The following is a 14331-nucleotide window of genomic DNA, read 5'->3' as shown; positions in this document are numbered from 1 at the left end:
GTGACCAATCCCGTTTTCTTCACCGAACCTGGAGCACTGGCAGCGGTGGCGTCCGGTGAGGAATTTGTCTTAGTCGGTGCCGAAGCCAGGCATGCTGTCGCGGTTAAGCGCCTGAGCCCCGGCGAGAGCGTGGACGTCGTTGACGGACGGGGCATGCGGCTTTCGGGAACGGTCGTCTCGACGGGTACGGAGAGCCTGACCGTCTCCGTCGAGACCGTTGCCCCGGAGCCGCCGGCACCCTTCCGGCTGACGCTCGTCCAGGCCTTGGCCAAGGGCGACCGTGACGAACTCGCAATCGAAGCTGCCACTGAACTGGGTGTGGACGAGGTTGTTCCCTGGCAGGCCGAACGGAGCATTGTCCGCTGGCGCGACGCCAAGGCTGCCAAGGGGATGGCGAAGTGGGAATCGACGGTCCGGTCCGCCGCGAAGCAAGCGCGCCGCGCCACCGTCCCTGACGTGGCGCCGCTGGTTGATTTGAAATCGCTTTGTGGACGTATCGGCGAGAGCAGGTTAGCGCTGATCCTCCATGAGGACGCGCGGCTGTCACTGGCAGAAGCGGTTCAAAGAAGTGGGTTGGAATCAGAACCAGCCCTGGAGCAGAGCATTCTCATGATTGTTGGGCCCGAGGGCGGCATGAGTCATCGCGAGGTTGAGCAGATGCGTGAGGCCGGGGCGGTGCCAGTGATCCTGGGACCGCATGTGCTCAGGTCCTCAACTGCCGGGCCGGCCGCCGTCGCGCTGCTCAGCGAGCGGCTGGGCCGCTGGAACTGAACGCCGCCTGGCCCGCTTACCTGACCGTGAAAGCCTTACTGTCCGCATTCTGAGGCTCTTCGGTACGGCCGCTCATGTCCTGGTGGAAGACCATGACCCGGTATGTGCCAGGGTCAAGCTCCTGGCTGAACCGGAACTCACCGGTTTCACCTGCAGCCGAGTCAACCTGCACCGTACCCTCTTCGACGATGGTTCCTTCACCGGTGTCTTCTGCCGACTCCAGCCGTGAAATGCGCCAGGACAATTGGGATTCAAAGGCAACGCCGCGCCCATAGACTTCCACTCGTCCTTCAGTGGTGGCCCCTTGCTGTGGATCAATGATCCAGATCGGTGCACTGAGATTAGCGTCTCGGGACATCGGCTCGCCGAGCTCCACATGGCCGAATGCCTTGTAGCCGGAATGTCCGTCAACCAGGATGACGACGTCGAGCGGGTTTTCCGCGGTACTCAAACCGGCATTAGCAGCTGCCGCGGTTGCGGTGTAGACCAACTGCTGCACGGCACGTTCCGCAATTCCGGCGTCCACGTCGGCCTTGAACGCGTCGGAGGAGATGTCCAGCGTAATGACGGATCCGTTGGTGATGGAGGCCCCGACCTTGGACGCCGGCTGCCAGGGATTGAAATAGTCCGGGTCCAGCGGCTGCAGCTTGGTGACCGCACTGACGGCACTAGTGATCGGATCACCAAGATCCTCCGCTTCGCGGAACTCGCGGTAGAGGAACACGGTTTCGGCATTCGTGCCCAGCCAGTAGACCGGGGAAAGAGCGGTACTTTGCAATGTTTCAACCGGAGCGCTGGTCACCAGGGGACTGCTCTGAGTGGTCGGCTGGCCGCTGCTGGCCGGCATGGAAGTCTGGCCGTTCGGGCCGTTCCCTGAAGGCGTGCAACCAATCATGACCATGGAGCCAAGGGTCAACACTGCCAGCCACGCGCGGAATCGGCGCGGGGCTGCGTGGTGCGGCCGGTGGTGCTGCTCGGTGGAAATGACCGGATTCCTCCTCAACTCATGGCGGCGTCCTGAACGCGAATGGAAGTCTGATGGCGGCACCTGTCGGTACCTGAAAAACCAGCTTGGCATACTGCCGGCGTCGCGACGCGCGGTTGGCCCGTCTCTCAACCGGACTGATGCACGATTGAGACAGGATCGATATCTACCGGTCATGCATGGATTTCGGGAACGACATCCGGCCGTTGCCGTAGCATTGAGATGTATAGCAAACCCACACAACAGTCGTACTAGCTAAGGGGAGATGGAAGGCCTGCCGGCCGCTTTATGTCGGAAACACGTCTGGATGTGGATCCGCTCGGATCCAGTAACCGTTCCATCCACTTTGAATCGTCGGAACATATGGTCAAGGCACTCGGAGCCCAGGATGAGGTGCTCCGGCTCATAGAATCCGAGTTCAGCGACGTGAATCTGCATGTACGCGGCAACGAGCTGTCCATCTCCGGCCCGCCCGCCGTCGTCGACCGTACGGAGCGCCTACTGGAGGAGATCCGCACGCTGGCCGCCAATGACACGCATGTGTCGCCGCAGGTAGTTGCGCAGCTGCTGCGAATGCTCAGCGAGCAATCTGTTGCCAGGCCGGCCGAAGTGCTGACGCTGAACATTCTTTCCTCGCGTGGACGGACCATCCGTCCGAAGACGCTGAATCAGAAGAACTATGTGGACGCCATCGACGACAACACCATTGTCTTTGGGATCGGCCCGGCCGGTACGGGCAAGACGTATCTGGCGATGGCCAAAGCGGTCCAGGCTCTGCAGCACAAGGAAGTCAACCGGATCATCCTGACGCGTCCGGCCGTTGAAGCGGGGGAGCGGCTCGGCTTCCTGCCCGGAACGCTCAGCGACAAGATCGACCCCTACCTGCGTCCGCTCTATGATGCCCTGCACGACATGATGGATCCGGATTCCATTCCCCGGTTGATGGCAGCGGGCACCATTGAGGTCGCACCATTGGCCTATATGCGCGGCCGGACCCTCAACGATGCGTTCATTATTTTGGATGAAGCGCAGAACACCACGCCGGAACAGATGAAGATGTTCCTGACGCGGCTCGGATTCGGCTCGAAAATGGTAGTTACGGGCGATGTCACGCAGATTGACCTTCCGGGCGGCACGAGCTCCGGACTCAAGATCGTCAGTGAAATCCTGCAAGGTGTGGATGACGTCAATTTCTCCATGCTCGAGGCTACGGATGTGGTCAGGCATCGTCTGGTCAGCGACATCGTAACCGCCTATGGCCGTTGGGACGACGAACACCGCAAGCCCTCGACAGCCCGGCGCCGGCGGACGGAACAGGAGAGCTAGCACGTGGCAATCGAAGTCAACAACGAGACAGAGTACGACGCCGACGAAGCCGGCCTGGGCCGTCTCGGCCGCTTCGTGCTCGAAAGCCTCTATGTGCACCCGGAAGCCGAACTCTCCATCATCCTGGTCGACACGGACGCCATGGAACGGCTGCACATCGAATGGATGGACGAACCGGGTCCCACGGACGTGCTCTCCTTTCCCATGGACGAGCTGCGGCCGGGCACGGCTGCGCAGCCCAGTCCCGCCGGGGTCCTTGGTGACATTGTGATCTGCCCGCAGGTCGCGGATGAGCAGGCCCAAAAGGCAGGCCACAGTATTGGCGAGGAGATGCTGCTGCTGGCCACCCACGGCCTTCTGCACCTGCTCGGCTACGACCACGCCGAGCCGGACGAGGAGCAGGAAATGTTTTCCCTCCAACGGCAACTGCTGGCTGCGTTCCTGGGCAAGGACGCGCCCACGGAGACCACGCGTTGATCATTGGCTCCCTGGCCGGCATGGCGCTGGCCTTTACGCTCTTCGCGGCAGTACTTACCGCCGCTGAGGCAGCCTTTACCTACCTGCCGAGGCAGGAAGCGGAACAGCTGCTGGCCAGCGGGCGCGTACGTACGTTGGCTATGGTGCTCCAAGCGCCGGTAGCCCACATGCACGCCCTGCGGTTCTGGCGTGTCTGGTTTGAAATGGCAGGCGCGGTAGCAGTCGCCCTGCTTTTCCATGACCTGCTGGATAACATCTGGATGGCGGGGCTGCTCGCCACAGTGACCATGGCGGCGGTGGGCTTCGTGCTGGTGGGTGTTTCCCCACGCCAGTTTGGCCGCATTCACGCTCCCGCAGTGGTTAAGGCGACGGCTCCCGCCATACGCTTCCTTTGCGGAATTCTCGGACCGGTACCAGGTTGGCTCGTGCGTCTGGGCAGCGCGATCGCGCCGAACGCTCCACGGGCAGATGCCGCGTTCTTCTCAGAGGAGGAGTTCCGCGACCTTGTGGATCGTGCCAGCGAGGCTGAAATGATCGAAGACGCGGAAGCGGAGCTCATCCACTCGGTGTTCGAACTCGGAGATACCAAGGTCCGTGCCGTGATGGTGCCGCGCACCGACATGCTCACTATCGATTCCGGATCTACCCTGCAGCAGGCGATGTCCCTGTTTCTGCGCTCGGGATATTCCCGCATTCCCGTCATCGGGGAGAACGCGGACCAGGTGCGCGGTATCCTCTATTTGAAGGACGTAGCCGCCCGGCTGCATTCGAGGCCTGGAACGGCGGCATCGACCATGGTTGATGAAGCGTCGCGTGACGTACGGTATGTGCCGGAGTCAAAAGCGGTCAGCGATCTGCTCAAGGAACTGCAGCGTGAGTCTACCCACGTGGCTATCGTCATCGACGAATACGGGGGCACTGCCGGTCTGGTCACTCTGGAAGACTTGATTGAGGAAATCGTCGGCGAAATTGTCGACGAGTATGATTCCGAGAGCCCCGAAATCGAGCCGCAGCCGGACGGGCGATACTTGATCAGCGCACGTACCAGCATTGACGACGTCGGCGAACTCTTCGATCTGGATCTGGACGACGAGGAAGTCGATACAGTGGGCGGATTGCTGGCCAAAACCCTGGGGCGGGTCCCCATCGTGGGTAGCCAGGTGGAGATCGACGGGCTCCACCTGTACGCCGAGCGGCTTGAAGGCAGGCGGAACCGCGTCTCGCATGTCCTTGTTTGGTTTCAGCCACCCACACACCAAGAGAATTCAGCGGCTGCCGACAACGGCGCCGCTGCCGCCAGCCAGGCACCCGCAGGTGCGGAATCGGAGACAGAACGATGAGTCCAAACAAAGGCAAAGTAGTTGCCATGGCAACCGAAGGCTGGCCGGAGAATTATCGCGCCGGTTTCGTCTCGCTCGTGGGGCGGCCGAACGCCGGCAAATCGACACTGACCAACGCGTTGGTCGGGCAAAAGGTGGCCATCACCTCTGCCAAGCCGCAGACCACCAGGCACACCATCCGCGGTATTGTGCACCGCGAGGATGCCCAGCTGGTGCTGGTGGATACCCCGGGATTGCACCGGCCTCGGACGCTGCTGGGGCAGCGTCTGAACGATCTGGTCGCCGACACACTCTCCGAGGTGGATGCGATCGGCTTCTGCCTTCCTGCAAATGAAAAGATCGGTCCCGGCGACCGCTTTATCGCCAACCAGCTGGCCGCACTGGCGAACAAGCCTGTCATCGCGCTGGTTACCAAGACTGATCTGGTGGACCGCGCGGCCCTGGCGGAGCAGCTGCTGGCCGTCACCGCGCTGGGCGCTGAGGTCTTTCCGGATGGCTTTGCCGACGTCGTTCCGGTCTCGGCAGCCGACGGTTTCCAGGTCGACACGGTTAACAATGTGTTGATTTCCCGCATGCCGCTGTCACCGCCGCTATATCCCGACGGTGAGTTGACCGATGAGCCCGAGGCCGTGATGGTCGCCGAGCTGATCCGCGAGGCTGCTTTGGAGGGAGTCCGGGACGAACTGCCGCACTCTTTGGCCGTGGTGGTGGAAGAGATCGTTCCGCGTGAGGGGCGCAGTGAGGACAACCCGTTGCTGGATGTCCGGGTCAACCTCTTCGTCGAACGTTCCAGCCAGAAGGCCATCATCATCGGGAAGGGCGGCGCCCGGCTTCGCGATGTCGGCACCAAAGCACGGCGTGGCATTGAGGCACTGTTGGGTACGCGGGTATATCTTGATCTTCATGTGAAAATCGCCAAGGACTGGCAACGGGACCCGAAACAGCTGGTACGGCTCGGCTTCTAGCAGACCGGGGGAACTTTCCACGGCTTCTGCCCGTAATATGTGTAGCAATCTATTGACTTAACCGTAGTGAGGGGGAACATCCGTGGGTCGTCGCGGCAGTTCCAGTGATGATCCACTGTTCCAGGAAGGCCGTGCGCCTGATCACCCTGCACGTGGGGAGCAGACACTCCAACCCCGGCGCGACACCGCCCGGCATCTGCGCTCCTCCAAGCGCATGGGTTGGCTGAAAATCGTTGCGGTGGTTCTGGCCTGCGCATTGATCGCAGGAATCGGCGTCGTCGTCGTAAAGGTCATGGGTCTGCGCGCCAGCCTTACGGCCGAGCCCCTGAACCTGGGTACCGGGGCCACCGGTCTGCCCGTGGATCTGAGCACCGACCCGGTCCAGATCCTCATTCTGGGCACCGATTCCAGGGCCAATACAGACGGTGCCTACGGCAAGGACCCTTCGTCCGACGGCAAAGGCAACTCCGATGTCATGATGCTGATGAACCTGTCCGCGGACCGGGAGCGGGTGACCGTGGTCAGCCTGCCGCGGGACTTGCTGACCGACATTCCCACCTGCGAGGATCCCCAAACCGGGCAGATCTATCCCGCACAGGAGTTCGCCCAGCTGAACACCGCCTTGAGCTATGGTGGTCCCGGCTGCACAGTCGCGGCCATCAATGAGCTGACCGGGATGGAAGTCGACCATTTCATGATGGCGGACTTCAACGCCGTCAAGGAGCTCTCCCAAGTCATCGGCGGCGTGGAAGTCTGCGTCAATGAGCCGATCAACGACACTTATTCCGACCTGGTGCTGCCCGCCGGCGTTAGCACGGTGCAGGGCGAGCAGGCGCTGGCTTTCCTGCGGACGCGCCACGCGTTCGGAGACGGCGGAGACCGTGGCCGCATTCGCGCACAGCAGAGCTTCCTGGCCTCGATGGCCCGCAAGATCACGTCTGAGGGTACGCTCACGAACGTACCCCGGCTCTACAACATCGCCGACGCCGTGGCCAGGAACCTCACGGTCGACGAAGGCCTGACCGATATCACCAAGCTGCTGGCCCTGGCAGACCGCCTGAAGAATGTCGACCTGGGCAAAGTAGCTTTCGTCTCGCTGCCCACGTCGCTGTATGAGCCGAATCCGAACCGCCTGGTCATGGACGAAGTAGAAGGACAGAAGCTGTTCGAAATTCTGAGGAACGACGGCGACGTGACCGCTGGTTCCGAGCCCGAACCTTCCGCTTCGCCCACCGAGGCTCCGGAGGAGACCGAAGGGCCGTCTGAGACGGCCGAGCCTGAACCGGAAGAGACGCTCTCCTTCGACCCATCGGTGCAGCCGGTCCAGGTCCTTAACGGATCCGGCGCCGAAGGCCGCAGCGAGGAGATCGCTGAACAGCTGCAGTTGCTGGGATATCTGCTCAGCGCTCCGGCGGAAACCGTGGCCGGGGCCGAGAGCACCAGCCCTGCTACCCAGATCTTCTATTCAGCCGGCTTCGAGGACGTTGCGCGTGCCCTGGCAGAGGAGCTGAACGTACCCAAGGCCAACGTCCTGTCGTCGGAGACCCGGTACGGCGTGACCGTTTCTGTCGGGAAGGATTTCACCACCGGTGAGAGGCTGGATCCGACCGGGGGAGTGAGCGGCAACTTCACCGGACAGACTGCAGACCAGGTTACCTGTCAGGGGTCCGGCGGCATCTAGGTCTCGGTGCACGCTGCTACTGCACTGAGCGCATGTTAAATGCTGTGGGACCTGCCGGAAAGGCAGGTCCCACAGCATTTAACGAGACGCAGCGGTCACCAAATCCGTACGCGCTCCGACGGAGCAAGCCATAGTCCGTCGGTCTCGCTGACCGAGAAGGCATCATGGAACTCAACCATGTTGCGCACGATCTGGTTGCAGCGGAATTCGTTCGGTGAGTGCGGATCAATGGTCAACCGCCGTACCGATTCTTCGGTCCTGATCTTCTGGCGCCAGCACTCGGCCCACGAATAGAAGAACCTCTGGTCACCGGAGAGACCGTCAATCTCGGGTGCCGGCTCCCCGTTGAGGCTCAGCCTGTACGCCTTGAACGCAATGATCAGGCCACCGAGATCACCGATGTTTTCACCCAGCGTCAGTTCGCCGTTGACGGTATTGCCGGGGGCTTCTTCGGGGCTCAGGACCGAGAACTGGTCCACCAGACGGGAGGTGAGCTGCTCAAATGCTTCCCGGTCACTGTCTGTCCACCAGTTGCGCAGCGCGCCAGTGCCGTCGTACTGCGAACCCATGTCGTCGAACCCGTGGCCGATTTCGTGGCCGATGACGGCGCCTATTGCCCCGTAGTTCGCCGCCATGTCTGCATCCGCATCGAAGAACGGCGGCTGGAGGATGGCCGCGGGGAACACGATCTCATTCATCGTCGGCATGTAGTACGCATTGACCGTCTGCGGAGTCATGTGCCACTCCTCGGCGTCGATCGGGCCTTCCAGTTTTGCCAGGTTGCGGCGGACCTCGAAGGCATTCGCCTCCAGCACGTTCTGCCACACATCATCACCGGCGGCGAAACCGGAGTAGTCGATCCATTTGGTTGGGTAGCCGATTTTCGTCCGGAAGGCAGCAAGCTTCTCCAGCGCGCGCTCAATCGTCTCTGCACTGAGCCAGGACAGGGAGGTGATGCTCTGCCGGTACGCCTCGATCAGATTCGCGACCAGTTCCTCCATCCGCTGCTTGTGTGCCGGCGGGAAATGCCGGTCCACGTATTCGCGGCCGATAGCTTCACCCAGGGCGCCTTCCACGAACGCCACACCCCGCCTCCAGCGTTCTTTCAGCTCCGGAATGCCGCTCAGCGTCTTGCCGTAAAAACTGAAGTGGGTGTCAACCGCCTCCGCGTGCAGGTAGGGTGCCGCCGCGGTCAGCGCCTGCAGCCGGAACCAGGATTTCCAGACTTCCAACGGCTCATCTTCGAGCAGGCTGCCAAGCGTCTTCACGAAATCCGGCTGGCACACCACGACTTCGCTCACGTCCTTGCCCTCCGCGCCCAGGCCGGCAAGCCACGGCTGGACCCAGGGTAGGGCTTCGGAGAGCTCGTGTACAGAGCGAAGGTTGTATGTCTTTTGCGGATCACGGCACGAGACCTTGTCCATGTGCCCGGCCGCCAGCTTGTGCTCAAGCGAGATCGCGGCGTCCGCTTCGCTGGAATCGAATCCGGCCTGTTGCAGCAACCGGACGGCGTAGGCGTGGTAGGCGGTCCGGATGTCGGCAAAGTCTTCGTCGCGGTAATAGGCCTCGTCCGGCAGTCCCAGTCCCGACTGATAGAGGTAGACGAGATAACGGGTGGGATCTCCGGCGTCGTTATTGACAAAGAACGCCAGCGGGAAGGCGGCGCCGTTGCGGGTGAACTCCGGCAGCAGGGCCAGTAGCGCATCCCGGTCCGAAACGGCGTCGATAGCGTCGAGTTGCGGCTGGATCGGTGCGAACTTCTTCGATTCGATCGTCTCGGTATCCATAAAGCCGGAATAGAGCAGGCCGATCTTGCCTGCCGGTGACTGCGGGTCAGGGCTGGCTGCCGACTCTTCGACGATCTCGCGCACGGCGGCTTCCGATGCGTCGCGCAGGGCGGTGAACGACCCTTCCAGCGGCCGGTCCGCCCGGATGACTGTTTCCGAGAGCCATTTCCCGTTAACGTGCCGGAATAGATCATCCTGCGGACGGACCGCGGGATCAACGTGGGTCAGGGCAATGCCGGAATGAACCAAGGCAAACTTCCTTTCGTAACGGACCGCTGACACGGTTTCCCCTTCATCCTACGCACCGTGCTAATGTGAAATTGTGCGCGCAGATCTGCTTCTTCTTAGCTGCCGCGGCGAGGCCACGCGAACTTCTGTTTGACAGGCCGAACCCTCGCTGCGGAGTTCGTGTTGCCCGGCCAAAATCTCAAAAAGAACTCTGAAGAAAAGGCCAACGAACATGCGTAACGCACAGAAGCCCTCCGGAATGCCCATCCATAAGTACATTCCGTTCCAGGACCAGATCACTGTTGAACTGCCCGACCGCACTTGGCCGAACAAACTGATCACCGCCGCGCCGCGGTGGTGCGCCGTGGACCTGCGCGATGGCAACCAGGCCCTGATCGATCCGATGAGCCCCGAGCGCAAGCACAAAATGTTCGACCTGCTGGTGCGCATGGGCTACAAGGAAATCGAAGTAGGATTCCCCTCCGCCTCCCAGCTGGACTTCGACTTTGTCCGCCAGCTGATCGAAGGCGACCGGATTCCGGACGACGTCACCATCCAGGTGCTGACACAGTCCCGCGAACACCTGATCGAGCGGACATACCAGTCACTGGAAGGCGCCGACCGCGCCATCGTCCACCTCTACAACTCCACTTCCGTCTTGCAGCGCCGCGTGGTGTTCAACCAGGACATGGACGGCATCGTCGATATTGCCCTGCAGGGCGCGCGGCTGTGCCGGAAGTACGAAGAGGGCCTGAAGGGCACAGAAGTGACCTACGAGTACTCGCCGGAGTCCTACACAGGCACAGAACTCGAGTTCGCGGCCCGGATCTGCAACGCCGTCACCGACGTTTTCGAAATGTCGCCGGACCGCAACGTCATCCTGAACCTGCCGGCCACCGTCGAAATGGCCACCCCCAACGTCTACGCTGATTCCATTGAATGGATGTCCCGGAACCTGAACAACCGTGAAAACGTCATTCTTTCGCTGCACCCGCACAATGACCGGGGGACCGGCGTGGCCGCCGCCGAACTGGGTTACCTGGCCGGTGCGGACCGCATCGAAGGATGCCTGTTTGGCAACGGAGAGCGGACCGGCAACGTGGACCTGGTGACGCTGGGCCTGAACCTGTTCAGCCAGGGCATCGACCCGATGATCGACTTCTCCAATATCGACGAGATCCGCCGCACGGTGGAGTACTGCAATCAACTGCCGGTGCCTGAGCGTTCGCCTTACGGCGGCGACCTCGTCTTCACGGCGTTCTCCGGCTCCCACCAGGATGCTATCAAGAAGGGCTTCGAGGCCATGGAGAAGGATGCCGCCACCGTTGGCAAGACGGTTGACGAGATCCCTTGGGCCGTTCCTTACTTGCCCGTTGATCCCAAGGACCTGGGCCGCAGCTACGAGGCAGTCATCCGCGTGAATTCCCAGTCAGGCAAGGGCGGTGTGGCGTACCTGCTCAAGAACGAACACAGCCTGGACCTGCCGCGCCGTGCGCAGATCGAATTCTCCGGCGTCATCCAGCGCCGGACCGACACCGTCGGCGGCGAAGTCAGCGGCGCGCAGCTGTGGGAAGTCTTTAACGACGAATACCTGCCGACGCCGGAGCGCGTCTGGGGCCGTTACTCGCTCGGTTCGGTCAAGACGGAGACAGCTGAGGACGGTTCGACGCATCTGACGGCGACGATGGTCATCGACGGCGTGCAGCACCGGCGCAGCGGCGAAGGAAACGGCCCGATCGCGGCCTTGCTGGATATTTTCAGCCAGGACGGTGTGGATCTGCGGGTCCTGGACTACACCGAACATGCGCTCTCCGAGGGCGGCAACGCACGGGCCGCGGCCTATGTCGAATGCGCCGTGGGGGAACGCGTGCTGTGGGGCGTCGGCATTGACACGAATACTACGATGGCTTCGCTTAAGGCCGTGATCTCGGCAGTAAACCGCGCTGTGCGCGACGCCGCGGCTACTTCCCCCGCCGTCGGCAGCTGAAGCGCGCCGGCCGAGATTGATGCAACCGGTTCCCCGTGCAGACCCGGCTCCGCGCTGTTGTGCGGAGCCGGGCCCGCCGGTGGGACAATAGCTACGTGTCCAACAGATCCTTTGCCTCCCGCACCTACCGGGACGAAGGCGTTATCCTACGCACGCACAAGCTCGGCGAGGCAGACCGCATCATTATCCTGCTGACCAAACGCCATGGCCAGGTCCGGGCGGTTGCCAAGGGGGTGCGCCGCACGAGCAGTAAATTCGGCGCGATGCTGGAGCCTTTTATGGTGGCAGACCTGCAACTGGTGAAGGGGCGCAATCTCGACATCGTGACGCAGGCCCAAACGCTGGGACCGTACGGGCGGGACATTGCCGCCGACTATCGAAAGTACACCTCGGCCGCAGTTATCTGCGAGACAGCCGAGAAACTGACTGATATCGACGGCGAGTCCACCTCCGCGCACTATGCGCTCGTCATCGGGGCGTTGTCGGCGCTCAGCCGCAGCGTCCATGCCCCCGAACTGATCCTGGATTCTTACTTGCTGCGGGCACTCGCCACAGCCGGCTGGGCCCCGAGTTTTACCGACTGCGCGCGTTGCGCAGAGCCAGGGCCGCATAGTGCTTTTTCGGCGCCGCTGGGCGGTGCGGTGTGCCATGACTGCCGGCCTCCGGGTTCGGCGTCGCCCGCGCCGGCCACCATGACGCTGCTGGCGGCTTTGCTGAGCGCCGACTGGCCCGCGGCGGACAGCTCCGTTAGCGGGGCTAGGAACGAGGCGGCCGGGCTGGTCGCCGCCTATTTGCAGTGGCACCTGGAACGATCCCTGAAGTCCCTCAAACACGTGGAGAGAGTGTGAGTCCCAAAACCCCGCGCAGGCCAGACCCGCACCCTTCGGGCGCCGCGGCGCCGGCCGTTCCGGCAACATTCGTACCCGAACACGTGGCGATCGTGATGGATGGAAACGGCCGCTGGGCAAACCAGCGGGGGTTACCCCGCACCGAAGGCCACCGGGCGGGTGAAGCAGCACTGCTCGACGTCCTGGCGGGTGCCATCGAGATCGGCGTCAAGTACGTCAGCGTCTATGCTTTTTCGACGGAGAACTGGAAGCGCTCACCGGACGAAGTGCGTTTCCTCATGGGCTTCAGTAAAGACGTGCTGCGCCGCCAGCGGGACCAACTCGACGAGTGGGGCGTCCGCATCCGCTGGTCCGGCCGGCGCCCCAGGCTCTGGCAGTCCGTTGTCAAGGAACTCGAGGTGGCCGAACGGCAGACCATCGGCAACAGCACCTGCACATTGAACATGTGTGTGAACTACGGCGGCCGGGCCGAGATTGCCGATGCAGCTGCAGCCATTGCGGCCGACGTCGCTGCCGGCCGGCTGAAGGCGTCGTCGGTCTCGGAGAAGACCATCGGGCGGTATCTGGACGAACCGGACCTGCCCGATGTGGATCTGTTCCTGCGCACCTCCGGCGAGCAGCGGTTCTCCAATTTCATGCTCTGGCAGTCCGCCTACGCCGAAATGGTCTTTATGGACACCCTATGGCCGGACGTGGACCGGAGGACGCTCTGGGAGGCAATCGAGATTTATGCCCGCCGGGACCGCCGTTACGGCGGCGCAGTGGACGCGGCGAAACCGGCAGGGCGGGCCGCACGCTAGCTGTCCAGCACGTAGGCTTTGATCCACCGCTCGAGCCGGCGGTACGCGTCCGCCCGGACCTCGGATTTGGAGAGAAAAACGTCATGCAGGGCCGAGTCGATCCGCTCTACGGTCACGCTTGAGCCGAGTTTGACGGCGCTGGCGGCCATCGTCTCGACGTCAAGGACGGCGTCTGCCGACTTCATTTCCTCATGCCACAAGGGGCCGTAGACACTCCGGGCAGAGGTCAGCACGAGGATGGGCACGGTAATACCCAGGCCCTTGTCCACGGCGGCCTGCCCCTGCCAGACGGCGCTAAGCCAACCGGCCCGGACGGGGAATGCATACTGCGGGCGCATCTTCGGGTCCAGGTCCCATTCGCCCTCCGCCTCGCTGCTGATGCTGCGCCAGTAGAAACCCCGGGCCGGGAGCCTGATTTCGGCTTCCGGCCTGATCCGTGAAATCGGATCGATGACGGTGGCGGCAGCCCGGCGTACCAGGGAGCTCCGGTGCATTTCCAGCCAAGGGCTGTTCAGGACCAGGGCATGCACGGCGCCCGGGTTGCGGTCCGTCCACAGCGCTGCCACCAGACCGCCGGTGGAATGGCCCATCAGGATGGTCTTCACCACGCCGGTCTGCAGGTCCAGCCGGGACGCGGTGTCCTCCCGCACCGCATCCATTGCGGCCGCTATCTCGTCGTCGTAGTCGGCAAGGTCGCTGGCATAACCGGCCAGATCGCCCGCGCCCACGGTCCTGGCGCCGGGATCCGCACCTTCGGGGGCGGGAGCGCCGTCGTCGTTCTCCTCCTGCCCAGCGGTGCGCAGATTGCGCCCGTGGTTGTGAACGTCCAGCGCGTAGAAGGAAACGCCTTGCCGGTGCCAGAAAGCGGCGAGTTCGGCATTGAAGAAGTAGTCGCTCCAACCGTGCAGGTACAGCACGGCCTGCGGACCGGGCTGTATGCCCGACGCCTCGGGCAGGTGCCGCACAAGCGTTGCGCGCCGGCTGCCGCCATCAGCAGCCGGGACCTCCAAAGTTGCCGATTCGAAACCCGCGCCGAGAATGTCCTCGGTCCAGAGAGTTGGCATGCGGCTCCTTCCACTTCTTGCACTCATGCTAAGCCTTTCACCGGGCTGGTTTGGTTGCCGGGGCAATTACCG

The 14331-nt window shown here is 62.7% G+C and carries 12 protein-coding genes; 9 read left to right on the top strand and 3 right to left on the bottom strand.

The genetic code is table 11. The annotated features are described in order from the left end of the window. Entirely contained in the window at positions 1–771 is a 771-nt protein-coding gene (locus tag HGO92_RS18625; protein ID WP_169997491.1) for a 16S rRNA (uracil(1498)-N(3))-methyltransferase, read from the top strand. Positions 772–787: 16 nt separating this feature from the next. Here HGO92_RS18625 and HGO92_RS18620 read toward each other — a convergent pair whose 3' ends face one another. Next, complete coding sequence (locus tag HGO92_RS18620; RefSeq protein ID WP_169997489.1) at positions 788–1774, bottom strand: Gmad2 immunoglobulin-like domain-containing protein; 987 nt, start codon at positions 1772–1774, stop codon at positions 788–790. Positions 1775–2044: 270 nt separating this feature from the next. Between HGO92_RS18620 and HGO92_RS18615 the strand changes: the two genes are divergently transcribed. From HGO92_RS18615 to HGO92_RS18595, 5 genes are all read left to right on the top strand, one after another. Beyond that, positions 2045–3082: a PhoH family protein gene (locus HGO92_RS18615; RefSeq protein WP_169997487.1), complete on the top strand. Its 1038-nt coding sequence runs from the start codon at positions 2045–2047 to the stop codon at positions 3080–3082. 3 nt (positions 3083–3085) lie between these two features. Then, positions 3086–3559, top strand: coding sequence for an rRNA maturation RNase YbeY (ybeY, locus tag HGO92_RS18610; protein WP_169997485.1), 474 nt, complete (start codon positions 3086–3088; stop codon positions 3557–3559). 20 nt (positions 3560–3579) lie between these two features. Then, on the top strand, positions 3580–4899 hold the full coding sequence (locus HGO92_RS18605) for a hemolysin family protein (RefSeq protein ID WP_169997589.1): 1320 nt from the start codon (positions 3580–3582) through the stop codon (positions 4897–4899). Next, positions 4896–5864, top strand: coding sequence for a GTPase Era (gene era / locus HGO92_RS18600; RefSeq protein WP_440915788.1), 969 nt, complete (start codon positions 4896–4898; stop codon positions 5862–5864). The genes HGO92_RS18605 and era overlap by 4 nt, the downstream gene beginning before the upstream one ends. A gap of 214 nt (positions 5865–6078) precedes the next feature. Further along, complete coding sequence (locus HGO92_RS18595; protein ID WP_240974759.1) at positions 6079–7545, top strand: LCP family protein; 1467 nt, start codon at positions 6079–6081, stop codon at positions 7543–7545. Positions 7546–7640: 95 nt separating this feature from the next. On the opposite strand, the gene HGO92_RS18590 is transcribed toward HGO92_RS18595, so the two are convergent. After that, positions 7641–9581, bottom strand: a complete 1941-nt coding sequence (locus HGO92_RS18590; RefSeq protein WP_169997585.1) for a M13 family metallopeptidase — start codon at positions 9579–9581, stop codon at positions 7641–7643. A gap of 211 nt (positions 9582–9792) precedes the next feature. Here HGO92_RS18590 and leuA point away from each other — a divergent pair, with 211 nt between their 5' ends. The 3 genes from leuA to HGO92_RS18575 all read left to right on the top strand — a co-directional run bounded on the left by leuA (position 9793) and on the right by HGO92_RS18575 (position 13195). Beyond that, positions 9793–11547, top strand: coding sequence for a 2-isopropylmalate synthase (gene leuA / locus HGO92_RS18585; protein ID WP_169997481.1), 1755 nt, complete (start codon positions 9793–9795; stop codon positions 11545–11547). Positions 11548–11642: 95 nt separating this feature from the next. Then, the gene (gene recO / locus HGO92_RS18580) at positions 11643–12395 is read left to right on the top strand and encodes a DNA repair protein RecO (RefSeq protein WP_169997479.1); all 753 of its coding nucleotides are present in this window, start codon (positions 11643–11645) and stop codon (positions 12393–12395) included. Then, positions 12392–13195 carry an isoprenyl transferase gene (locus tag HGO92_RS18575; RefSeq protein ID WP_346769018.1) on the top strand — a complete coding sequence of 268 codons (804 nt, stop codon included), beginning with the start codon at positions 12392–12394 and terminating at the stop codon, positions 13193–13195. The genes recO and HGO92_RS18575 overlap by 4 nt, the downstream gene beginning before the upstream one ends. Here the strand turns inward: HGO92_RS18575 and HGO92_RS18570 are convergent. Continuing rightward, positions 13192–14259 (bottom strand): alpha/beta hydrolase, encoded by a 1068-nt coding sequence (locus HGO92_RS18570; protein WP_169997477.1) that lies wholly within the window; start codon positions 14257–14259, stop codon positions 13192–13194. The genes HGO92_RS18575 and HGO92_RS18570 overlap by 4 nt on opposite strands. Positions 14260–14331 lie beyond the last annotated feature (72 nt).

This window comes from Crystallibacter degradans (genome assembly GCF_012952295.1).
GTDB classification, from domain to species: Bacteria; Actinomycetota; Actinomycetes; order Actinomycetales; family Micrococcaceae; genus Crystallibacter; species Crystallibacter degradans.
The sequence above is the reverse complement of the archived record's forward strand: the minus strand, read 5'-3'. Positions and strand labels throughout refer to the sequence as shown.